23 protein-coding genes and 1 other annotated feature are annotated in these 22,402 nt (G+C 59.0%); of the genes, 4 read left to right on the top strand and 19 right to left on the bottom strand.

Annotated features, from left to right (window positions below; genetic code table 11):
* Nucleotides 1-23: 23 nt before the first annotated feature.
* From tatC to ACFPPD_RS26350, 6 genes are all read right to left on the bottom strand, one after another.
* On the bottom strand, nucleotides 24-803 hold the full coding sequence (gene tatC, locus ACFPPD_RS26375) for a twin-arginine translocase subunit TatC (RefSeq protein WP_209749099.1): 780 nt from the start codon (nucleotides 801-803) through the stop codon (nucleotides 24-26).
* A gap of 101 nt (nucleotides 804-904) precedes the next feature.
* Nucleotides 905-1,129, bottom strand: coding sequence for a twin-arginine translocase TatA/TatE family subunit (tatA, locus tag ACFPPD_RS26370; RefSeq protein ID WP_209749098.1), 225 nt, complete (start codon nucleotides 1,127-1,129; stop codon nucleotides 905-907).
* 74 nt (nucleotides 1,130-1,203) lie between these two features.
* Nucleotides 1,204-2,259, bottom strand: a complete 1,056-nt coding sequence (locus ACFPPD_RS26365) for a molybdopterin-binding protein (protein ID WP_209749097.1) — start codon at nucleotides 2,257-2,259, stop codon at nucleotides 1,204-1,206.
* Nucleotides 2,256-2,753, bottom strand: a complete 498-nt coding sequence (locus ACFPPD_RS26360; protein WP_209749096.1) for a MogA/MoaB family molybdenum cofactor biosynthesis protein — start codon at nucleotides 2,751-2,753, stop codon at nucleotides 2,256-2,258. The genes ACFPPD_RS26365 and ACFPPD_RS26360 overlap by 4 nt, the downstream gene beginning before the upstream one ends.
* Before the next feature lie 32 nt (nucleotides 2,754-2,785).
* On the bottom strand, nucleotides 2,786-3,271 hold the full coding sequence (gene moaC, locus ACFPPD_RS26355) for a cyclic pyranopterin monophosphate synthase MoaC (protein WP_378083946.1): 486 nt from the start codon (nucleotides 3,269-3,271) through the stop codon (nucleotides 2,786-2,788).
* Nucleotides 3,271-3,936, bottom strand: a complete 666-nt coding sequence (locus tag ACFPPD_RS26350; RefSeq protein WP_209749094.1) for a 5-formyltetrahydrofolate cyclo-ligase — start codon at nucleotides 3,934-3,936, stop codon at nucleotides 3,271-3,273. Before ACFPPD_RS26350 ends, moaC begins: the two co-directional genes overlap by 1 nt.
* Nucleotides 3,937-4,098: 162 nt before the next feature.
* Between ACFPPD_RS26350 and ACFPPD_RS26345 the strand changes: the two genes are divergently transcribed.
* The gene (locus tag ACFPPD_RS26345) at nucleotides 4,099-6,051 is read left to right on the top strand and encodes an ABC-F family ATP-binding cassette domain-containing protein (RefSeq protein ID WP_209749093.1); all 1,953 of its coding nucleotides are present in this window, start codon (nucleotides 4,099-4,101) and stop codon (nucleotides 6,049-6,051) included.
* Nucleotides 6,052-6,892: 841 nt separating this feature from the next.
* On the opposite strand, the gene ACFPPD_RS26340 is transcribed toward ACFPPD_RS26345, so the two are convergent.
* The 7 genes from ACFPPD_RS26340 to thiL all read right to left on the bottom strand — a co-directional run bounded on the left by ACFPPD_RS26340 (nucleotide 6,893) and on the right by thiL (nucleotide 14,262).
* A complete protein-coding gene (locus ACFPPD_RS26340) occupies nucleotides 6,893-7,702 on the bottom strand; it encodes a class I SAM-dependent methyltransferase (protein ID WP_209749092.1) in 810 nt (269 codons plus the stop codon).
* A gap of 30 nt (nucleotides 7,703-7,732) precedes the next feature.
* Nucleotides 7,733-9,322 (bottom strand): 2-isopropylmalate synthase, encoded by a 1,590-nt coding sequence (locus ACFPPD_RS26335; RefSeq protein WP_209749091.1) that lies wholly within the window; start codon nucleotides 9,320-9,322, stop codon nucleotides 7,733-7,735.
* A gap of 454 nt (nucleotides 9,323-9,776) precedes the next feature.
* Nucleotides 9,777-10,022: a binding site (T-box leader), on the bottom strand.
* Nucleotides 10,023-10,336: 314 nt separating this feature from the next.
* Nucleotides 10,337-11,404 (bottom strand): tRNA (adenosine(37)-N6)-threonylcarbamoyltransferase complex transferase subunit TsaD, encoded by a 1,068-nt coding sequence (gene tsaD / locus ACFPPD_RS26330; RefSeq protein ID WP_209749090.1) that lies wholly within the window; start codon nucleotides 11,402-11,404, stop codon nucleotides 10,337-10,339.
* On the bottom strand, nucleotides 11,405-11,905 hold the full coding sequence (rimI, locus tag ACFPPD_RS26325; protein ID WP_209749117.1) for a ribosomal protein S18-alanine N-acetyltransferase: 501 nt from the start codon (nucleotides 11,903-11,905) through the stop codon (nucleotides 11,405-11,407).
* On the bottom strand, nucleotides 11,905-12,711 hold the full coding sequence (tsaB, locus tag ACFPPD_RS26320; RefSeq protein WP_209749089.1) for a tRNA (adenosine(37)-N6)-threonylcarbamoyltransferase complex dimerization subunit type 1 TsaB: 807 nt from the start codon (nucleotides 12,709-12,711) through the stop codon (nucleotides 11,905-11,907). Before tsaB ends, rimI begins: the two co-directional genes overlap by 1 nt.
* Nucleotides 12,708-13,202: a tRNA (adenosine(37)-N6)-threonylcarbamoyltransferase complex ATPase subunit type 1 TsaE gene (gene tsaE / locus ACFPPD_RS26315; protein WP_209749088.1), complete on the bottom strand. Its 495-nt coding sequence runs from the start codon at nucleotides 13,200-13,202 to the stop codon at nucleotides 12,708-12,710. Before tsaE ends, tsaB begins: the two co-directional genes overlap by 4 nt.
* A 10-nt stretch (nucleotides 13,203-13,212) precedes the next feature.
* Entirely contained in the window at nucleotides 13,213-14,262 is a 1,050-nt protein-coding gene (thiL, locus tag ACFPPD_RS26310; RefSeq protein WP_378083941.1) for a thiamine-phosphate kinase, read from the bottom strand.
* A gap of 349 nt (nucleotides 14,263-14,611) precedes the next feature.
* Between thiL and ACFPPD_RS26305 the strand changes: the two genes are divergently transcribed.
* Nucleotides 14,612-15,307: a CAP domain-containing protein gene (locus ACFPPD_RS26305; RefSeq protein ID WP_209749086.1), complete on the top strand. Its 696-nt coding sequence runs from the start codon at nucleotides 14,612-14,614 to the stop codon at nucleotides 15,305-15,307.
* A 642-nt stretch (nucleotides 15,308-15,949) separates the two neighbouring features.
* Here ACFPPD_RS26305 and ACFPPD_RS26300 read toward each other — a convergent pair.
* From ACFPPD_RS26300 to ACFPPD_RS26290, 3 genes are all read right to left on the bottom strand, one after another.
* Complete coding sequence (locus ACFPPD_RS26300) at nucleotides 15,950-16,513, bottom strand: FAD-dependent oxidoreductase (RefSeq protein ID WP_209749085.1); 564 nt, start codon at nucleotides 16,511-16,513, stop codon at nucleotides 15,950-15,952.
* 221 nt (nucleotides 16,514-16,734) lie between these two features.
* Nucleotides 16,735-16,923, bottom strand: coding sequence for an H-type small acid-soluble spore protein (locus tag ACFPPD_RS26295; protein WP_209749084.1), 189 nt, complete (start codon nucleotides 16,921-16,923; stop codon nucleotides 16,735-16,737).
* A complete protein-coding gene (locus ACFPPD_RS26290) occupies nucleotides 16,920-17,102 on the bottom strand; it encodes a hypothetical protein (protein ID WP_209749083.1) in 183 nt (60 codons plus the stop codon). Before ACFPPD_RS26290 ends, ACFPPD_RS26295 begins: the two co-directional genes overlap by 4 nt.
* Before the next feature lie 302 nt (nucleotides 17,103-17,404).
* On the opposite strand from ACFPPD_RS26290, the gene ku reads away from it, so the two are divergent.
* Nucleotides 17,405-18,286, top strand: a complete 882-nt coding sequence (gene ku / locus ACFPPD_RS26285) for a non-homologous end joining protein Ku (protein WP_209749082.1) — start codon at nucleotides 17,405-17,407, stop codon at nucleotides 18,284-18,286.
* 49 nt (nucleotides 18,287-18,335) lie between these two features.
* Here the strand turns inward: ku and ACFPPD_RS26280 are convergent, their stop codons facing one another.
* The gene (locus ACFPPD_RS26280) at nucleotides 18,336-19,304 is read right to left on the bottom strand and encodes an ATP-dependent DNA ligase (RefSeq protein WP_209749081.1); all 969 of its coding nucleotides are present in this window, start codon (nucleotides 19,302-19,304) and stop codon (nucleotides 18,336-18,338) included.
* Nucleotides 19,305-19,394: 90 nt separating this feature from the next.
* On the opposite strand from ACFPPD_RS26280, the gene ligD reads away from it, so the two are divergent.
* Entirely contained in the window at nucleotides 19,395-20,300 is a 906-nt protein-coding gene (gene ligD / locus ACFPPD_RS26275; RefSeq protein ID WP_378083936.1) for a non-homologous end-joining DNA ligase, read from the top strand.
* Between the two features lie 5 nt (nucleotides 20,301-20,305).
* Here the strand turns inward: ligD and cls are convergent, their stop codons facing one another.
* Both cls and ACFPPD_RS26265 read right to left on the bottom strand, forming a co-directional pair.
* Nucleotides 20,306-21,751, bottom strand: coding sequence for a cardiolipin synthase (gene cls / locus ACFPPD_RS26270; protein ID WP_209749080.1), 1,446 nt, complete (start codon nucleotides 21,749-21,751; stop codon nucleotides 20,306-20,308).
* A 189-nt stretch (nucleotides 21,752-21,940) separates the two neighbouring features.
* On the bottom strand, nucleotides 21,941-22,402 hold a 462-nt coding region (locus ACFPPD_RS26265; RefSeq protein WP_378083933.1), incomplete at its 5' end, for a CBM35 domain-containing protein.

Genomic DNA, 22,402 nt, shown 5'->3' with positions numbered 1-22,402 from the left:
TGGCGGACCGTTGGCCGGGCGGATTACGCCTCGTCCAAAGCCTCGATTTCGCGCTGCAGCGCGCGTTGTCTTTTGCCGTAGGCGATCTTCGACAAGAGCACGCTGATCTCGTATAACAGCACGAGCGGTACGGCGACGAGCAAGTCGGACACGACGTCCGGAGGCGTGACCATAACGCCGATCGCGATCAGGATAAACCAAGCGATCTTCCGCATCTTGACGAGAAGGGCCGGCGTGAGAATGCCGATGCGGCTAAGGAACAAAATGACGAGCGGCAGCTCGAACAGCAGGGAAATCGGCAGCAAGATGTTGAACAGGAACGAGAAGTACTGCGTCACGCCGTACGTCTGCTCAAGGCCCAGATTATTCGTGACCTTCTCCGTGAACAGGAACGCCATCGGGAAGACGACGAAATAGGAGAACGCCAAGCCGACGAGGAACATTACTAGCGCCCAAGGGACGAACACGAGCGTCGCCTTCTGCTCCTTCTCTCCGAGAGCCGGCTTCACGAAAGACCACAGCTGGAACATCGCGAACGGAATCGCGACGATGAAGGAAATCAGGAAAGCGAATTTCATGTAGAGCCCGATGGCATCCCACGGCGAAAACGCGTGCAGGTCCAGATTGTCGACTGGAGCCGCTTCCACCAAATAATCGAATACGGGCTGGGAGCCGAACAAGCCCCCGACCAGGCCGAGCACGAATACGATCAAGCAGTAAATAATCCGTTTGCGCAATTCGCCGAGATGCTCCATGAGCGGCATCCATTCGTCGTTGCGCTGCGGGCTTTGGCTATCGGCCATGCCGTTTTCCGCCTCCTTGCGACAATGGGGCCGCCCCTAACGCGAAAGATTGCTTCGCATCGAGAGGCCGGCCCCATGAGGTGTGTACGTTGCAGTCCCGCTTATTCCGGCAGACGCCGTTCCGCTTTCTGCAGTTCCGGTTGTTCCGGAGAAACGTCGACCCGGCTTGCCGGCTTCGGATCGTCCATCAAATCGTTGGCGCCTTTCTTGAACTCGCGCAACGTGCGCCCGAACGCTTTGCCAAGCTCGGGGAGCTTGTTAGGTCCGAAGAGCAGCAGCGCGATCAACACGAGCAAAATGATACCGGATGCACCAATACCGCCCATTGTGTAACCTCCGTTCTGGTTGAAATCTTCTTGTTCTTATGGTCCATGTCTTCCGGTCGACCGTCGGCAGGAAATCAGCGGTGTAGTCCGCCGTAGCCCAGCGCGACGATGTCGTCCTTCGCGAGTTTATCCCCAGCCAATACTCTTGGCAGCAATACGTCGAATGAAGTGTAAGGGTCGTGCATGACGCACCCCGGCAATCCGAATATCGGAACGCCGCGCAAGTAGCCGAACAGCAGCATCGAACCCGGCAGCATCGGCGTGCCGTAGCTGACGATGTCCGTGCCGGCTTCCGCTATCGCCCCGGGGGTACGGTCGTCGGGATCTACCGACATGCCGCCCGACACGAGTATCATATCATACCCTCGGTCGAGGAAATAGTGAATTTCATTGACAATTGTATGGCGATCGTCGGGCGCGAAACGCTGCTCCGCGACTTCCGAGCCGAGCCCTTCGAGCTTCGCTCTTACCGCGGGACCGAACTTGTCTTCGATTCGTCCCGTGAACACTTCAGTACCGGTCGTAAGCAAGCCGGCCTTGAAGCTCCGAAGCGGTCTGACGGATACGGGAGACTTCCCGCTAGCCTCACGGTATGCCTGCGCGATCCGCTCCGCTTCGCGGACTTTGGCTTCCGGCACGAGTAGCGGAATCGCCCGCGTCGCCGCAAGAGATTCGCCGTCCTTCACGACCCGGTGGTTCAATACGGTCGCGAGGGCGATATCCCCGAGCCGGTTAATGCCTTCCACCACTTCGCGGGCGACCGACGCGAGTCCGGTAATCCGGGATTTGAGCGACACTTTGCCTTCGTGCGGCTCGCTCAGCCCGACGTTGTCCCCCGCCAGCGCGACCGCCATGCGGTGCGCCGCGTCGTCTTCGTGCAAATCCGTCTCCGCCAGCTCGATCGCGTATAGATGCTCCTTGCCGATGTCCTTCAGCCTCGGGATATCTTCGGCGGAGACGACATGTCCTTTGCGGAACAGGCGGCCCTTGAACGAACCGGGCAATATTTGCGTCAAGTCGTGCGCGAGCACCATGCCCACGGCGTCTTCGACCTTCACCTCGCGAACGACGGAATCGCCGATGCGCTTGGCGTTCCCTTCCTCCGAAGGCCTTTTGCCGTCCCCGCTCATGGCCGTCCCTGCTCCGAGCGCAATCCTTTCACCTGGTCGAGAGCCTCAGGCAAAATGTCCATGACGGGCATGAGATGCTCGTGGACGCCCTTCGGATCGCCGGGCAAATTCAGGATGAGCGTGCGACCTCGAACGGCGCATATACCGCGGAACAGCGCGGCGTAGCGGGAACGTTGAATCGCTCCCGCCCTCATCGCTTCCGGAATGCCCGGCACGAGGCGTTCCGCTACCATCAGGGTCGCTTCCGGCGTAACGTCGCGAATCGCGAGTCCGGTGCCGCCCGTCGTCAAAATCAAATCGGCTTTGAAATAATCCGCCATCTCGATAAGCGCCGCGCGGATCTCGTCCTTGTCGTCGGGTACGATCCGGTAGTCGACGATGTCCCCCATCAATTCCTCTTCGATCAGCTCGCGGATGACTTGGGCGCTCGTATCTTCGCGTTCCCCGCGAGAGCCCTTGTCGCTAGCCGTCAATAACGCGACTTTCCATCTCATTCCATATCCCCCCGAACCCATGAGTCGGTATTCTATCGCTTGAAGTCGCCGCTCTTGCCGCCCGTCTTGCTGAGCAGCATAACGGGACCGATGATCATGTCCTTCTGCAGCGCCTTGCACATATCGTAGACGGTCAACGCCGCGGCGGAGACGGCCGTGAGCGCCTCCATCTCCACGCCGGTCTTGCCCGTCGTCTTCACTTCCGCCGTGATCGTCAGCGTATTTTCCCCGTCGTCGGCGAATCGGATATCGACTCCCGTCAACGGTAGCGGATGGCACATCGGAATCCAATCCGACGTTTTCTTCGCAGCCTGTATGCCGGCGATTTGCGCGACCGCGAGCACGTCCCCTTTGGCGACGGACTTCTCGCGTATGCGGCGCAGCGTGTCCGGGGCCATCGTCACCCGTCCTTCCGCCACGGCCACGCGGGCGGTTTCCGATTTGTCCGAGACGTCGACCATTCGCGCCCGGCCCTGCTCGTTGAAATGGGTAAAGCCGTGCGCCTCCCCGTTATCCATCATGCTTCCCCCTTGCTCTCTTTAGGTAACCGGATGACGCCTTCGTCGGTCGCGACGGCGTCCAGCCGAAGATCGTGGGACTCCGCCGGCAACGATCCTTCGACGAGCTGCGCGGAGAAGGCGAAACCGATCCATAGCGGCAGTCCGACGGATTCATATTCGGCCCGACCGGTCACTTCTTGGTACAAGCGGTCGTAGTAGCCTCCGCCATAACCGAGCCTACCGCCGCTTGCGTCGAACGCCAATCCGGGCACGAGGACCGCGTCGGGCGGCAATTTCTTGTCCATCGGCCGCGTTCTGGACGGATCGGGTTCCGGTACGCCCCAACGTCCGGCGCTCCAATCGTTTACCGATTCGACTTCGCGCAGCTCCAATCCTTCTCCCCCGCCGAGCATTCGGGTCGCGTACGTACGGTCGCCGGCCTCGCTGCAGCGCTCGAACAGCGCTAGCGGCGAAGCTTCCGATTTGAACGCCGCGAAAAGGGCGATCCGCAGCGGTCGTCCGAGCCGTTCCCGAAGCGGCCGAAGGAGTTCGGCCTCTACCGCCTCGCAGATTCGCGCCGAGAGGCGTCCTCTCTCCTTGGGATCGATGCCGTCGCGGATCTCCATCATCCGGCGACGCCATTCCGGCTTGCTTGCGGGTTCGAGAAGCTTTCGATCCGTCATCCTGTCTCCCGCCTCCGTTATTCCTCAAACCAACTTATTTCCATAATAGCACTACGAACGCATTTTCGCCAAAACATAACGGCTTGGACATGACTCGCGCTCTTACGGTACACTTGGATGGATAGGCCATAACGATCTTAGAACTCGTCGGAGGGATTCCTCTTGCTCTTGCACGCATCAAGCATAACGAAACATTACGGCGCCACTCCCATCTTGGACGGAGTCTCGCTTCAAATTAACGAACGCGACCGGATCGGACTCGTCGGCGTCAACGGCGCGGGCAAATCGACGTTTCTCCGCATCGTGGCCGGCGAGTTATCCGCCGAAACCGGATCCGTCTCCAAGCCCAGGGAACTGAAAATCGGCTACCTCGCCCAGAACGGCGGCCTTCAAGGCCACCGCACCATTATGGAGGAAATGAATTCCGCGTTCGGTCCATTGCTGGAGCAGGAGAAGACGCTGCAACAGATGGAAGAACGAATCGCGGACCCTGCCGAGCTCGAGCAAGCCGGACGCTACGAAGCGCTTCTGGCGCAATATGCGGATCTCAGCGAGAAATTCCGCGAAAGCGGCGGGTTCGAAATGAAAAACCGCATCCGCAGCATCCTGCACGGCATGGGCTTCGGCGGATTCGACCCGGATACGGAGGTCGCTTCCCTGAGCGGCGGCCAGCGGACGCGGCTCGCGCTCGCGAGGCTGCTTCTCGTGCAACCCGAGCTGCTCCTGCTCGACGAGCCGACGAACCATTTGGACATCGACACGCTTACTTGGCTGGAGCAGTACTTGAGAGCGTACGCAGGCGCGATGGTCATCGTCTCCCATGACCGATACTTCTTGGACGCCACCGTCACGTCGGTCGTCGAGATCGAGCGGCATGCCGCCACGAGATATACGGGCAACTACAGCCGCTTCATGGATTTGAAAGCCGCCGCTTTCGAACAGCAAGCGAAGCTATACGAGCAGCAACGCAAAGAAATATCCCGCATGGAAGACTTCATTCAGCGCAACATCGTGCGCGCGACGACGACGAGACGGGCGCAAAGCAGACGCAACGCGCTCGAACGCATCGAACGGCTCGAGAAGCCGGGAACGTTGCGGCAAGCGAACTTCTCGTTCACGACCGAGAGAAGAAGCGGCAAGGAAGTGCTTCGGGTCGTAAACGTCTCCGCGGCGCCGAAGGAGGAGCTCGCGCCGCTCTTCCGGGGCGTATCGTTCGAGGTGAAACGCGGCGAACGGGTCGCTCTGCTTGGTCCTAACGGCATCGGGAAGACGACGCTCCTGCGCGCGCTTATCGAGAAGCTGCCGATCCGGGATGGCGTCATCGAGTGGGGAGCCGGCATTTCGCTCGGCTATTACGATCAGGAGCAACGCGAATTGAACGCATCGAATACGGTGCTCGAAGAATTATGGAGCCGATACCCGATGCTGCCCGAAGCCGAAATCCGCACCGTACTCGGCAATTTCTTGTTCAGCGGCGAGGACGTGCGCAAGAAGGTCGGATCTCTGAGCGGCGGGGAGAAAGCGCGGGTCGCCTTATCCAAGCTCATGCTGCTGAAGGCCAACGTCCTGTTGCTCGACGAACCGACCAACCATTTGGACCTAATGAGCCGGGAAGTGCTCGAAGCGGCGCTCGAGGAATACGACGGCACGTTGGTCTTCGTTTCCCATGACCGTTACTTCCTTAACAAGATCGCCGACCGCATCGTCGAGCTCGCCCCTGACGGAGCGACTCATTTCCTGGGAAATTATGACGAAATGGTCGACAAAAAGCGCCAGCTGCACGAATGGGAGCACGCAAGTTCCTACGCATCGGGGTCAAGTGCGGGCGCCGGATCGGGCACGACTGGCGCGGCAGGCGCCGGCGGGGCTGTGAATAACTACGAAGCCGAGAAGCAAGCCAAGCGCGAGGATCGCGCCCGCGCCCGCAAGCGGGAGCAAGCGGAGTCCGACATCGCCCGTCTGGAAGAGGAGATCGAGGCATTGGAGCTCGAGATGGCAGACCCCGCAACGGCTACCGACTATATGCTTCTTCGGGAAAAACAGGCCGAGACGGAGAAGAAAAAATCCGCCTTGGAGGAAGTTTACGCGGTTTGGGAAGCGTTAATGGAAGAGTAATCGCGAAAACGCTTGATTGACATTTCACTTATGCACAGCTTTATCCACAGCTTGCACATCCAATCGGATGGGTCGGGACGACGAGTCCGCGGCCGAAAAGATTGGTGCGCAAGCTCTTTTTTTGTCGATTGATGGGGATGGCATTTTTGCCCATCGTTTCATCCACAATGTCCACAATATCCACAGAAGAGTTGTGAAAAACTCATCCCGCTTTCAAGGAATTTCAAACGCATGCGTACCAAGGGATTTTGGACTTTATGCACACTGTGCACATGCGATGTGAATAACTTTGTCCACATGCTATCAGAGGACCTGATATCCAGTTTGTTAGAGTGTTCGGAATTGAATCGGCTGGCTTTCATTTATCCGATGCAGTGGAGTTCGGGAGTTCGGGAGTTCGGGAGTGAGTGTAAACTCTAACGGGGAATGGCAATCGGACAGCCGATTTCGTTGTACTGGATAAATACAGTAAATTAAGCCGTTTGGCGCTCAAATACGATTTATTCATGGATATATACATGAATTTCAGGCCGATTCGCCCAAAACGGGCTGAAATCGCTGGAATTAATGGACTTTTCCATTACACGAACCTACATAAGTGTTTTCCGCCCAGTATAACTGGATAATTCCATTTCACGTCCTTCGACGAGGCGTAGGAGAACGCCAGACGACCTCTCAAGCAGGGTACTCAAGACGACCTCTCAAACAAGCAACGCCGGTGTCGCGCGCCCCCTTTCTCGCTACCCAAAATGGCACGAGGAAATTCGACTTCAAAAAAAGACGGCAACGCCCCCGTGCACGAGGATCGCGCGATGGGTGTTGCCGTTATCGTTGATAGGTCTTATTTTTTTCGCCCGATGTACAACAAATGACTGGACGAGCCGAACAGGTACGGGCTTTCGGACGCTTCGAGCATGAGCCGCATCGCCGCGGCCGCCGACTCTTCGCCTTGACGCTCCCAATGGCGCCATTGCTCCGCGCTCAGATTCCCGGCACCCGATGAACCGATCAGCTTCACGCATTCGAAACCCGCGCTCTCCATCCCGGGAACGATCGACCCGATATCCGCAAAGTAGACGCCCGTAAACCGTCCTTCGTCCGGGTGATCGTACACCCCCGTCCTCATGAAAGCTTCCAAAGCGGGGATTTCGTCGTGCGGCTTCCAAACGAGCGGATCGGCAAGCGAGACGGCGAGATGACGAAGCTTGGACATGAACGCGACGAACGCAAGGCCTCCGCTTCTCGTCACTCTGCGCATCTCCGACAGCGCCAGCTTCCGGTCATCGGCCGATTGCAAGTGATACATCGGCCCCATCGTCAAGCAAGCATCGAAAGTTTCGTCCCCGAAGAGGCTCAAGTCTCTCGCGTCCGCGACGCGGAAGCCGCCCATGACGGAAGCGACACCTTCTTCTTCCGCCTTGGAACGAGCCTGTTCGACGAGCCGCGGGGAGAAGTCGGACACCGTCACGTCGTACCCTCTCTTCGCAAGCGCGACGGCGTACTTGCCGGGACCGGCGCCGTTATCGAGAATGCCGCCTCTCTCCGGCAAGTTGGCTATGATATGCCGAAGATTGATCTCGAATTCGATCGGCTCCCGATCCAAACGGCCCCATTCGTCGAACCGGTCGTAATACTGAAGAACGCGATTCATTCGCTCATTCCTCCCCTATTCGCGACGGTTTTATTCGCCGGCGGCTTCCCGACGGACCTCTTTCGTCCGGACAGCAAGAATCACCCCATTCACGGCCGCAACGTAGGCTTTCGCCGCCGCGAGTATAATGTCCTTGTGAACCGCGGAACCGATGTTGCGCTTGCCCGCGCTCGACACGGTGACGACCGCTTCTCCCGTCGCGTCCTCTCCGGTGGACAAGGAGTGCAGCTCCAAATCCTCGAATACGGCGTCGACCGGCATCGCTTCGCGGATACAGTGAATGACCGCCTCGAGAGGCCCATCACCCGCGCCCGTATACGTCCTCTCCTCGCCGTCCGCGGAGCTTCGAATGGTAACGGATGCGATCCGCGAGCGGTTCGAACCGGCCAGCACTTGCAGGTCGACGAGCGAGTACGGCTGCACGATCGTATCCGTCGACTCCCCGACCAATTCCATCAGCACGTCGTCGGTGACGATTTTCAACTCGTCGGCTTTCGCCTTGAATCGGTTGTACAGCTCCTCCATCTCTTTCTCGTCGAGCGAGACGCCGAATTCGGAGACGCGGTGCTTGATCGCGTGCCGGCCGGAATGCTTGCCGAGAATGATCATGCTACGCGGGATGCCCATCGCTTCCGGATCCATGATCTCGTAGGTGTTCCGGTTCTTGAGCAGGCCGTCCTGATGGATGCCCGACTCGTGCTGGAACGCGTTGCGGCCGACGATCGGCTTGTTGAACGCGATCGGAAAATGCATCGTGCGGCTGACGAGGCGAGACGTCTCGTAAATGTGCTCCGTGCGGATGCCCGTCTCGACGCCCATCGAATCGCCGCGCGTCTCGATCGCCATGACCAGCTCCTCCAGGGAGCAGTTGCCCGCCCGTTCGCCGACGCCGTTCACGCTGACCTCGACTTGGGTGACGCCGTGGCGGATCGCCGCCAAGCTGTTCGCGACTGCCAGCCCCAGATCGTTGTGGCAATGCGTGCTATAGACGACTTTGTCTCCGCCTCTGACGCCTTCGCGCACCCGGGTGAACAGCGGCCCGAACTCCTCCGGCAGGGCATACCCCATGGTGTCGGGAATGTTGATGATCGTCGCGCCTTCTTCAATGGCCGCTTCCACGACGCGGAACAGGAATTCTTCGCTCGAACGGGAGGCGTCCATCGGGGAAAACTCGATCTCGTCGACGAATTGCTTGCCGTACGCGACCATCTCCCTCATCATCTGGACGACTTGGTCTTGCGTCTTGCGCAGTTGGAAATCCAGATGGATCTGGGAAGCGGAGATGAACAAATGCAATCTGCGACGGGCCGCGTCTTGCGTAGCCGCGACGGCCGAGTCGATGTCCGCCTTGACGCAGCGTGCGAAACCGCAAATTTCCACGTTCTGAAGCTCGCGGGAAATGTGCTGGATCGCTTGGAATTCGCCGGGGCTCGAGATCGCGAAGCCCGGCTCGATGACGTCGACGCCCATGCGGGCTAATTGGCGGGCGATGACGATTTTCTGCTCCGGCTTCATGGAAGCGCCGGGCGCTTGCTCGCCGTCCCTCAGCGTCGTGTCGAAAATTTTAATGCGGCGTTTGGCTTCGGCGATGTCGCTTGCGATGTTCGTGTTCGTTGTCATAGGTACACTCTCCTTGGATGGTCGCCCCGTCCGGGACGTCGAATCGGGTTGAGAGAGCGACGGGCTCGCAAGAAGGGAAAGGCGCGCTACCTGTCCCCGCCGAGGAACGCGAAAAAGCCCGTCGTCTCTTAAGGCCAGAGACGACGGGCTTCTAGAAGCCGCCGCGGTACCACTCCGCTTGAAGGCGCTCGTCTTCCGACGGACGAACGGCCTTCCACTTGTGCCGCCTGCGCGAGTCGTTCGGTCGACCGCGCCGCGAGCGCCCTGTATCGGGGGCCAGCCGTAACGATGTACGCAGCGCGGCATGATCGTCCGCGTCTTTCCACCGTTCCGCTCCCGGGCGAGTTCGGATTCCCTCTTCGGCTGCGTCGCACCGTCCCGCAGCTCTCTGATCCCGAGGTCGTCTTACTACTCCCGTTCCATGCGTATAAAATATAAAAGCCTTCCGTCTCTTGTAAGAGACGGAAGGCTAATTAGCGATCCGCGGTACCACTCTCGTTGATACTCCCGGCAAGGGAATATCCGCTCGGACCCGATCACGGGGGTTAGCCGTAGGAATGTACGCACCGGACGCCTTCGCGTCCCCGTGTTCCATTCTTCCGCTCCCAGGCGAGTTTCGGGTTCCCGTCCGCTGCGTTGCACCGTCCCGCAGCTCTCTGAATCGGGGATAAGCCCTACTGTTCCTGTTCATCGCGTTTGCAAGTGTTATGCTCCCCTGGGGGATTGGATTTTATTATATGCACTTGCCAATCGTCTGTCAATTCGGATAATTCGCAATCGGAGAAATTTTTTCCTTCTTGACGATTTTCAGCATCGACACAGTAGCTTTCGCGCGATCGGGGCTGCCGGCAAAGAATTACTCGCTCTGGCGCACTAACTCGCTCCTGTTCAGGGCTGCCGGCAACGAATTACTCGCTCTGGCGCACTAACTCGCTCCTGATCGAAGCTAATAGGCCCAAGTCCAAAAAACAGTCTTTATCCCGAAGGATAAAGACTGTTTTTTATCAAACTATCTTAAACCGACCATTCCTCAAGGGACATAACCGCTTCCGCTTTCAGGTCGAGCGAAGAAAATTGTCCCCGCCGCCACTTCATGTCCGCGGCCGCGGCGATCATCGCCGCGTTGTCGGTGCACAGCTTGTTCGGCGGAATCAGGAGCGGCAAGCCTTCCGCCTCGCAGAGCTCGGCGAGCTTCCCCCGCAGGCCGCGGTTCGCCGCGACGCCGCCGCACAACAGCATTTGCCGGGCGCCGAATTGCTTCGCCGCGCGGATCGCCTTGCCCGTCACGACGTCGATGACCGACTGCTGGAAGCCCTTCGCGAGCGCCGAGAAGTCCGGATCTTCGCCCTTCATCCGGGAACGGTTGATCTCGGCCAGCACCGCGGATTTCAAGCCGCTGAAGCTGAAATCGTACGAGTCCGGCTCCAGCCACGAACGGGGCAGCACGATCTCCTCCTTCGCTTCTTGCGCCAGACGGTCTACGTACGGTCCTCCCGGATACGGGAACCGCAAAGCCCGCGCGACTTTGTCGTAGGCTTCGCCGACGGCGTCGTCCCGCGTCCTGCCGATCAGACGGAACTTTCCCTCCGACTCGAGCAGCACGATTTCCGTATGCCCGCCGGACACGACGAGCGCGAGCGCCGGATACACGATGTCTCCGATCAGCCGATTCGCGTAAATATGTCCCGCGATATGATGCGTGCCGATAAGCGGCACATCGAGCGCGAGCGAGAGGCTCTTCGCCGCGACGACGCCGACGAGAAGCGCCCCGATCAAGCCCGGACCTTGAGTGACCGCGATGCCGTCGATGTCGGACAAGCCGACGCCGGCTTCCTTAAGCGCTTCCTCCAAAATAATCGTGATGCTCTCCACGTGCTTGCGCGAAGCGATCTCCGGGACGACTCCGCCGAATTGGCGATGCGTGTCGATCTGGCTGGAGATGACGTTGGACAGCACTTCGCGGCCGCCGCGAACGACGGCGACGGACGTCTCGTCGCAGCTCGTCTCGATGGCCAACAGCAAGCCTTCGCGGTCGGCACCTGAAGATGAGAGATGATCGGATGATTCCCTAGATGATGCCATTTATGCTTCTTCCCTCTTTTCCGAGCCGGCGTACTCCGCTTCCTCGTCGTCTTCCGGAACGAGGTCCGCCCACATGATGAGCGCGTCCTCCAAGTTGTCCGAATAATATTCCGGTCTGACGCCGGACGGGTAAAATCCCATTTTGCGATAGAGCGACTGGGCAATTTCGTTGGACACCCTCACTTCGAGCGTCATGCGCCTGGCACCGAGAAAATATGCGGTCCGCATCATTTCTCGAAGCAGCGACTTCCCGTATCCCCGGCCCCTGAATCTCTCCCGGACGGCGATATTGGTCACGTGGGCCTCGTCGATGATAAGCCACATGCCGCCATAGCCGACAATGCCGTCTTCGCTCTCCATGATCATGTATTTAGCGAATAAATTGTTCGTCAGCTCGTTGCGGAACGCCTCGGCGGACCACGGAGCAGTGAACGCTTCGCGTTCGATCTCGACGATCGCTGCGATGTCGTTCAAGTTCATCAAGCGGTATTCCAAGACCATCACTCTCCCCGAGATGCCGCCAGCAGCTTCGCTTCCGCCTCCGCCAGCTGCGTATAGTTCGGAACGAACGCATGGGCGTCGTCGCGCTCTCCCGCGCGAACGCGCCGTTCGCCGATTCGTCCCGCCGCGGCCGCGCTTACGTCGCAAGGCAACGTCCGTAGAGGCACGCGACCGGCTTCGTTCGCCTGCTCGATTGCGTCCAAGTGCGCGGGCAACAATTCGCCGACGAACCATATCGCGGCGACGCCTTGATGCTCCGCTTCGAAGGCGAGCCGTTCCAGATGCGGCGCCCAATCGGCGATCAACCGAATGCCGTCGCCGTCCGCGCGCACCCATCGACCGTCGCCGTCCGCCACGTGCCTCGACGTATATACTTGTCCGCGTCTCGCGTCCATGAGCGGCACGATCCACGTCTCGCCCTTGACGGTCTCGTTAGCCCGGATGGCATCCCAGGCGCCGAGCGCCAGCGATTCCAAGCTGGACACGCCGACGAGCGGCTTGTTCCACGCCCACGCGAGCGTCTTCGCCGCCGTCACCGCGATCCGGACGCCGGTATACGATCCCGGCCCTTGGCCGACGGCGATGCCGTCCAACTGCTCCGGCGACATCCCGTTCCGGGCCAGCAGTTCCTTCAATTCGGAGACGATTCGCACGGAATGGTTCCGCTCCGCGAAAGATACCGTCGAATCGATCCGCTCCCCGTCTTTCACGATTGCGGCGGAGAACGCCGCAGTCGACGTGTCGAAGGCGAGCAGCGTGACGGACCCCTGCGCTAAGTCGACTTGCTCTTGATGTCGTTCGTTCATGCGTCGTCACCTTCCCCTTCGTACGCCGGCAATGCCAGCTTCTCGCACCAACGTTCGTAAGCGGCTCCGACCGGCTCGCAAACAAAGCGGCGAGAGTCCGGCCCCGTCGTCTCGATCCGCACGCGCAGCCTTTCCTCCGGCAATAGGGGAGCGATGATCGACGCCCATTCGACGAGAGTAACGCCGCTTCCGTGAAAATATTCGTCCAAGCCCAGCTCGTCCGCCTCTTCGAGCGATAGCCGATAGACGTCCATATGGTAAAAAGGGAGTTTGCCCCCTTCGTATTCTTTAATGATCGTATACGTCGGGCTGTTCACGACGTCCGTCACGCCGAGCGCTGCGGCGAACGCCTGCGCGAACCGCGTTTTGCCGGCGCCAAGATCGCCGTCGAGCGCCAGTACCGCGCCCGGTCCCGCTTGCGCCGCGAGCGCTTCCGCGAACGCGACCGTATCCTGAACGGAAGCCGCTTCGCAAACGTATTTCTTAGCCATGATGTTAATCTTACCCTTCCGGAAAATGATTGTAGCCGCCCTTCGCGAGCGGCTTCCTTGCGCCGGACGGCGTCTCCAGCACGACGCCCGGCGTTCCTTCTTCGACTTCCCCGACGACGAACAAGGGAAGTCCTTCCTCGCGAAAACGCGCCTTAAGCGCCTCTTCGTGCCGCGGATCCGCCGTCCCGAGCAGAACGTAATCCTCCCCGCCGTACAATACCCAGTCGAGCGGGCGTTTCCCTTGTTCGCTCGCGTAGGAGGCGAGCTCCCCGGATACGGGCAAAGCGCTTTCTCGCAGCACGAGCAGCGCGCCCGAAGCTTCGGCAAGCTCCCATGCTTCGCTCGCGAGCCCGTCGCTGACGTCGTTCAGCGACGCGCCCCATCCCGATTCGAGCAGCAGCCGTCCCGCCTTGACCGAAGGCGACGGGCGGCGATGCGCTTGCGCGAGGCGGGAGGGCACCGGGTTGAGCTTGGGATTGCTTTTGCTTCGGCCGTCGGATTCGGCATCGGACTTCGCGAGCATGCCGTGGAGTCCGGCCGCGGACAAACCCGTAGGCCCCGTCAGAAAAACGAACTGCCCCGGCTTCGCCCCGCTTCTCGCGATCGCCCTTCCGGATTCCACCGTACCGATGACCGTTACGCTGACGACGAGATGCGCCGGAGCGGACGTCGTATCGCCTCCGATAACGGCGATGCCGTATTTGTCCGCGCATGCGTACAATCCGTCGTAAAGTCGGCCGATCCGCTCGGCGTTCCAAGCCGGAGGCGCGCTGACGGAGACTAGCGCATGCTTGGGCACTCCGCCCATCGCGGCGATATCGCTAACGTTCGCCGCCAGCGCTTTGTAGCCGACATCGGCGTCTCCCATCGTTTCTTCGAGAAAGTGGACCCGTTCGACCATCGTGTCCACCGCTAGCAACCACTGCATTCCCGGAGCGCCGTTCACGACGGCCGCATCGTCTCCGATGCCGAGCGAGACGCCCGCCAGTTCAAACGTTTCCTTCGGCTGGCGATCTTGCGTCCAGGCGCGGATGCGCGCGAACTCGTCCAATGGCGGCACGGCGTCTCCTCTTTTCGCGGGCGAATTTGTTCCCTTCATTATAAGGGCGAAATCGGGAACATGCAAAGACCGCTCGGCTTTTCTTCGCATGCCGATTCGGCCGGCCGGACAAGCATTTACGCGTCTTTTTCCAATTCCATTCCCAACATCTAGCTAATCGCTACCGTATTTCGCCAATGAGAATTTTGTAATTCAATCGACGGAATCCGCGCCGTGGCTGCTTTTCGCCGCAAACGCGAGGACGACTGTCAGATTTTATGGCATGTTCTCCGCCGAGGTAGCTGATAGACTTTGAGATATTCCAAGCCCGATCATCGCTTCGGGCCAACTCAAGGGAGGAAATCAACCTATGAATAAGCGCAATAACGTTACGAGAATCGTCGCATTGGGCACTCTGGCATTGGCTATCTCCATCCCGGCGAGCGTCGGTGCCGCATCGGCCGCAACGCCGGCGACAACGACGACAGTCAAGACGATATATACGGGCAGCTACGATTTGAACGCCCTTTTGCAAAAATATTTCAACAGTCTGTATCCGTCCGGCAGCCAAACTAAACCGACCACGTCCAAGCCGACGACGACAACTAAACCGACCACGTCCAAGCCGACGACGACAACTCCGAGCACGTCCAAGCCAAGCACGGGCACGAGCAAGGGCACTACCACGACGGCGACTTCCGCTTACGCGGCCCAAGTCGTTACCCTCGTGAACCAAGAACGCGCCAAAGCCGGACTCAGCCCGCTGAAATCGACGAACGCCACGTTAACCAAGATGGCTCTCGACAAAGCGAAGGACATGTACAATAACGGCTACTTCAGCCACACTTCGCCAACGTACGGCTCGCCGTTCGACATGATGAAGAAGTACGGCATCAGCTACAGCTACGCGGGCGAAAACATCGCCAAAGGCCAAAAAACTCCGCAAGAAGTCATGACCGCTTGGATGAACAGCGCGGGTCATAAAGCGAACATTCTGAGCGCCAACTTCACGACGATCGGCGTCGCTTATTACAACGGCGTATGGGTACAGGAGTTTATAAAGTAATCGCGGAAAATCGTCTTACAAAAAGGCAGTCCCTCGGGTTAGGCCGCGGGCCTGCCTTTTTGCATTTAGAGAAACCAGTAGGGCGTATACGGCCTGATTGAACGCTACCTATCTGGGCTCAGTCGTCGCAATAGCGTTGCATGCCTACATGCCTGACAAACTGTAAAAGTGCAGGTTGTTTCCCCTCAAATCGGTAAAACGGCGTAACAACCTGCACCCACTACAGTTTGTTGAGCTGAAAGGGTTCGTTTTGCACTAAAATCGGCAAACAACCTGCATTTTTGCAGGTTGGCTACGGACTTTTGAAAGGACGAGCCCTATAAACTGTACTTTTGCAGTTTGTCTTGTCCAGCGAGGCAGTTATGGCATCACATGGGCGGCCGATAAAAAAATCGATTCAGCTTTTCAAGGGCAGAAAAATCGAGAACACGCTGCCGTTGCCCGGTTTGGAGCCGACTTTCATGTAACCTCCCTGCTCCAAGACGATTTTCCTGGCTACATAACAGGGGGATACGCGATGCGTGACGGGAGCCGTCTTCCCAACGAATCCGAACGAAAAAAAGGCCCCGCGTTCTCCGCCGATCCGGCGAGTCCCGCGAAGCCCGTTCGTGATATATCGTTCGTTCGATACGATCCGCTCGCTTACGCCTTCAACACGTCATGATCGACGTAACGCGCGCCGTTCAGCTCGCTGATGACGTTGATCGCGACTTTCGCGCCGTCGCCGGCCGTAATGATCGTGTGCATGCTTACGCCCGCCGCCGTGCCCGCCGCCCAGACGTTATCCAGACTTGTTTTGCCTTCGGGCGTACAATCGACTATCGTCTTGATCCGCGGTTCCGTTCCCGGCTTCGTATGGATGCCGCTCGCTTCCGCAACGTCCGTGAACATTCCCGTTGCGATGATGACGTGACCGGCTTCGTACGTATCGCCGTCCGTCTCGATCGCGATGAATCCGTCGCCCGCCGTCAGCTTGGACGCTTTCGCCGCGACGAATTCGGCGCCGAACTTGGCGGCCTGCTTTTTGCCGATCGCGACGAGATCCGGACCGGTAATGCCTTCTACTCCGTAATGATTTTCCACCCATGCCCGTTTCGTGACGCTTTGGTCGTTGTCGATGACGAGCGTTTTCTTGCCGGCTTTCGCCGCGTAGATAGCCGCGCTCGCGCCCGCCGGGCCTCCGCCGATAATGGCGATATCGTACATGACTGCTCACTCCCCAAGTAGAAATAGTAGAAACTATTTCCATTGTAGCACAGTCATCGGTCGCTCTCAAAAAGCAAGCATGTCGCGGCGATTGGGTCCTTGCGAGACGGTGCCAGCGCTGTGCGGGTGCGGTGCGAATGCGGCGGCTAGCCGGCTTTCGGCACCTCGCGCGACTTCCAGCGCGAAGTGTGACGTCACGTGATGGCTGTCAACCTAGCGTCCTAATGCTCGACTTCTTTCAGCCGATCGACGCCGACGGTCTGCGTGTTCGTCGGGCTTTGGCCGATTTGCACGGTCGCCACGCCGTTCGCTACGTCCACTTTTTCGATCCACACCGATTCCCCGTCGTCGAGCTGCACCGCGATATTGTCCGAAGAATCGTAAATTTCTTGCGCTCTTTGTGCGTTCATGGTTCGTCCCTTTCCATGTAATCGGTCGATGATTCGGTGATCAGCCCGTTATTAAGGGTCACCTGGCCGCCGCCAAGCCCTTCGTTGATCATCCGGTCGATATCCATGTCGTACACGTCCTTGCCCTCGTGAATCGCATCCGAGCCGAGCTGCGCTTGGCTTTCGTTATCCGCGCCCATCGTTTCTTCGCTCCCTTCGTGAATGGCGTTGCATCCTTTCCAAATATGCCCCTCCCGATTGATTTCCATGCGGCCGGGGAAGCTAAAGGTGCGAGTTCAAAAAGTTCGGTTATCAGCACCGAGAAGGTTGAAAGAAGCTAGGGAATGAAGATCGGAGCGTAGGCAAGACCTACGTGAGAACCGGAAGTCCCGGCTGAATTCAAAATTCGATGCCGAGTAGACTCCTTGAAATACTTCGTGATCATAACCGGACTTTTTGAACAACTGCTAAGGAAGTCACTTACGCGAAGGAGAGCTTGCTCATGCACACGGTCTGGAAAGGCGCGATCAGCTTCGGACTCGTCCACGTGCCGGTCAAAATGTTCGCGGCGACGGAAGACAAGGACGTTCATCTGAGGATGATCCATAAGGAATGCGGCACGCCGATCTCCAACGTGCGAACGTGCCCGCATTGCGAGAAGGAAGTCGAATGGGAACAGATCGCCAAAGGCTACGAATACGAGAAGGGCCGCTTCGTGCTGTTCGAGCCCGACGAGCTCGACGCGATCAAACCCGATAATACGCGGACGATCCAGATTCTGGACTTCGTCGACCTGACGGAAATCGATCCGCTTTATTATCAGAAGGCTTATTACTTGTCTCCCGACCAGGCGGGCTCCGGCGCGTACAACCTGCTGCTCGAAGCGATGCGGCAATCCGGGAAGATCGGCATCGCCAAAATCGCCATACGCAGCAAAAGCAGCCTGGCGGCGATTCGCCCTCTCGACAATTGCATCTGCATGGAGACGATGCATTTTCCGGACGAGATCCGCTCGCTGCAGCAGGTGCCGAACTTGCCCGAGCAGACGACGGTAAACGACCGGGAGCTGAGCATGGCGAAATTGCTCATCGATCAGCTCTATGCGCCGTTCGATCCGGGCAAGTACACGGACGACTACCGCGTCGCCCTTCAGGAAGCGATCCAGCGTAAAATCGCCGGCGAAGGCGCGGACATCGTCACCGCTCCGGCGGCGGAACGCACGAACGTCATCGATCTGATGGCGGCGTTGCAGGCGAGCCTCGAGGCGACGAAGCCGGCCGCGGGCGCGCCGGTTGCCGATGCGGCGATGGGCGGGACCGGAGATCCGGGTAAAGCCAAACCGAGAGGCACGCGAACGCGCAAAAAAGAAGGGGCGGTCCCTTGAAGCCGCCGACCGGCTCCGGGAACGCCCCATGCTACCTTAAGCAGTATCGCTATAGTTGCTTAAACGTGCATGTCGCCGGATTCTCTTGCGGCGCCATCGCCTGAAGCACCGGGTGTCGCATCGTGCCGGCGGGCGTCCACTCCATGTACTGGACTTTGACGACGAGCCGAGGGTCGAACCAGATCGCTTCGCGAAACTTATCCGGCTTGTCCGCGAAAGGCATCTCGGATTGTTCGATCGCGGCGAGCGCACGCCGCAGTTCCTCGCCTACCCGGCCGGAGAGCTTGCCCATTCCGGCGCGGCCGATATAGACAAGCTTTGCGCCCGCCGCCGCTGATTCCGAGTCGTACAAGCCGAGCAACAAGGAACGAAAGACGCCGCCCTCGACGATCGCTCCGCCGACGACCGCGTACAGATCGCGAAACAGCTTTATTTTAAGCCATCTTCCGTCTTTGCCGCCGATCGCGTAGGCGCTGTCGAGATTCTTGCAGACGATGCCTTCCATACGATGGGCTCTCATGACTTCGAGCAGTTGCTGACCGTTCGGGTATTCGGGAACGGCTTGAACGACGGGGCCGGGAATCAGAATATCGCTTAGCAGCTTCATCCGTTCCTTGAGCGGCCGTTCCGTGACCCATTCGCCGTCGATCGAGAGAACGTCGAAGACCATATACGCGACGGGCGTCGTTCGGACGGCCCGTTCGATCGCGGACGGCTGACGGATGCCGTCCCGCTTCATGATCTCCCGGAAAGAAGGCTTGCTCTCGTCGAATGCGATCATCTCTCCGTCGAGAACGAATCGGTTCGAGCGGCAATAATCGGTCGCGCGGGACAGCTCGGGGTAGTGCAGCGTTCGCTCGTTCATCCGGCGATTAAAGAGACGGACGCCGCTCTCGCCGCCGTAAGCGAGCATGCGGACGCCATCCCACTTCACCTGAGCGATCCACGGCTCGCCGGCCGGCGCTTCGTCCGCCGCGATCGGCTCGAACGGCATGACGGGAATATTCGGTTCGTCCATATCGAGATGATAACCTCCCCGTTCCGTTAACCTTCGCCCGGCGAACGAAAATTATGAGCGCAGCTTGCGCTAGAAGGAGGGATTGTACCGATGACAGCCCGCGCGAAGATGTCCGCCGCGTCTCCCGTTCTCGTTCGGCTGGGAGACTTCGAGCTGAACGTGACCCATCCGGACAAACCGATCTGGCCGGAGATGGGCATCGCGAAGCTGGATTACGTTCGCTTGCTCGCCGAACTCGCCCCTTACTTGCTTCCTTACGCCGCGGGGCGTTGCTTGACGACGATCCGTTTTCCGGAGGGCATCCACAGTACTTCCTTTTACCAGAAAAACGCGCCGGAGCCGACGCCCGATTTCGTCCGAACCGCCTTGGCTGGCGGCATCCGCTACGTCGTGCTCGACTCCGTTCAGTCGTTGCTATGGATGGGAAGCCTATACGCGCTCGAATTCCATGTCGCCTCCGACGAGATCGGCCAGCCTCTGCCGAACGCCTGGATGCTCGACATCGACCCGTCGCTCGACGTCGAGCCCCGCTTGATGGAAGCCGTCTCGCTCGTCGGAGAGTTGCTGGACTCGCTCGGATTGGCCGCTTTGCCTAAGACGTCCGGAGCGACCGGCGTGCAAATCGTCATGCCGATCGAACGGGGGCCGAGCTTCGACGAACTTCGGCGGTTCGGCAAGTTCGTCTCGGAATATTTGGCGGCGAGAAATCCGAAGTTGTTTACGGTGGAAAGGCTCAAGAAGGATCGCGGAGACCTCATTTATCTCGATTACTTGCAGCATTACGCAGGCAAAACGCTGCCCGCCGCCTATTCCCCCCGCGCGAGGCCGGGAGCGAGCGTGTCGACACCGATCTCGTGGGACGAGGTGCGCCGGGACGTCAAGCCGACGGACTTCCATCTGCTCAACGTCGTGGAACGGCTTAGAGAGAAGGGCGACCCGCTCCGGGCGCTAAAGCCGCAATCGCTCGCGCCCATCCTCGGGCAATTGCCGAGATGAGATGATTACAGCAGCGGAGACAAGATACGCGCCATCGCTTCCCTGAATTTCTGCTTGCGGGGACGCTTCAAGAACCGTTGCAGGTTCAGCTCTTCCGCGTCTTTGAGATCTTGCAGGAAATGCTGCTCCACGCGGGAAATCGCGCTCGGATCGAACAAATGCGCGTTGATCTCGAAGTTGCTATAGAAGCTTCGCAAATCCATGTTCGCCGAACCGACGACCGCGACCAGATCGTCGACGACGAGCGATTTGGCGTGGATGAAGCCTTTTGTATACTGCCACACCCGCACGCCCGATCTCATCATCTCCTCCGCGTAAGATAACGTCGCGTAGTGGACGAGCCACGTGTCCGGCACGTAAGGGATAATGATGCGCACGTCGATGCCGCTCGCCGCCGCGTCGTGAAGCACCATCGCGAGACTCGGGCTCGGGATGAAATACGGAGTCGTGATCCAAATCCTTCTGCGCGCCGCGCGAGCCATCGCGAATACCGAATCGTGAATCGCGTCTCCCTTGCGATTCGGACCCGCCGGTACGATCTGCACCGCCTCCGCGCCGTCGCAGCCCTGATGCTGCGGGAAGTACGACGGGTCGTCGGGAAGGCTCGTCTTCTCCCGCGCGGCCGTTTCCCAGTCCTTCAGGAATACCGCTTGCAGCCAATAGACGGAGTCGCCTTCCAGCTTCAGGTGCGTGTCCCTCCAGTAGCCCAGCCTCGGGTGTCTTCCGACGTATTCGTCGCCGACGTTAATTCCCCCGACGAAGCCGACTTTACCGTCTACGACCATGATTTTGCGATGATTGCGGTAGTTCATTCTCTTCTTCATAAACGTCGGCCTAAGCGGGTAGAAGCACGCGCACTCGACGCCGCCTTCCTTCAGCGACCTGACGTAGGAATTTCTCAATTTGATGCTGCCGATGCCGTCGTAGAGCAGCTTGACCTTGACGCCTTGGCGGGCTTTCTCGAGCAGGATGGCCTTGAACTTCTGGCCGACCTCGTCGTCCCTGACGATGTACGACGACAAGTGGATATGATGCTTCGCCCGGGCGATTTCTTCGAACATCGTCCGATACGTGTCCATGCCGTTGCTGTACACTTCGCTCCGGTTGCGGCCGGTGATCGGCAGCTCTCCGCCCTTGAGCAGCGCTTTGAACAGCCTTTCATGGCCGACGGGATCTTTCCATGGCAACTCCCGAACGTCCTTGAGGTTGCGGCTCATCGACATGAGCTTCGCCCGCCTCCGTTGGTCTTGCAGCGCGCGCCTCCGGGCTTTCCGCGTTCTGCGGTATTCGGTCGCCAGGAAATAGTACAGCGTAAATCCGACGAGCGGGAATAGAAAAAGGATGAACAGCCATGCCGTCGCGTGCGCCGGCCGGCGGAATTCGAGCAGCAGGATGGTGGCCGCTTGAAAGATGAAGATGAGGAGCAGGAACGTGATGATGAAAAAAATCATTCATTTACCCTCGCTAACGATTAAGGATTCACGTGGTAATTGTATCATCATTACCCATGGTCAACGAATGGAATCAAGATAATGGCCAATTTCTCTTTCTGCTGGCAGAAGGAGAATTAGAATCTCTATGCGCAGCGAACCAAAAAGCGGTGCAAGGCCGATGACCTTGCACCGCTGCTCGACTTCGCATCAACTGGAAGCCGACAAAGCAATAAAATCCAAATTCACGTTGCCCGTATCTCCCGAGTCGTATCGGTACGCGATCGTATTGGTCCCGGCGGCGAGATTGAGCGTTTCCGTCTTATCGCCCCACGTATCCCAATTCGCGGTCGGAGGCAACGACGTCTGTTTGATTTTCGTCCCGTTCACGTAGAGGCTTACCGTCATGGCGCTGCCCATTCCGTTGCCGTACCTGAGCGTCACGTCCGCGGCCCCGGCGCTGGCCATGTCGACCGTAAACGTCGTCGTCGCCCCGACGTTGCCGGTGTTGTAATTGTCGACGAAACCCGTGCCCGAATAACCCGTGTGGTCCCAATTGACTTTGGCGATCGTCAGCGTCGCGTCTTCCGCTTCCGCTTTCGTTGTCGGCGTCGGCGGCGTCACCACCGTCCCTCCCGCAATCGAAAGGTAATCCAAATTGACGTTGCCCGA

It is taken from the genome of Cohnella suwonensis, assembly GCF_042655365.1.
Classification (GTDB): Bacteria; Bacillota; Bacilli; order Paenibacillales; family Paenibacillaceae; genus Cohnella; species Cohnella suwonensis.
Note: the sequence above shows the minus strand (reverse complement) of the source record. Positions and strands in the feature narration are given on the sequence as shown.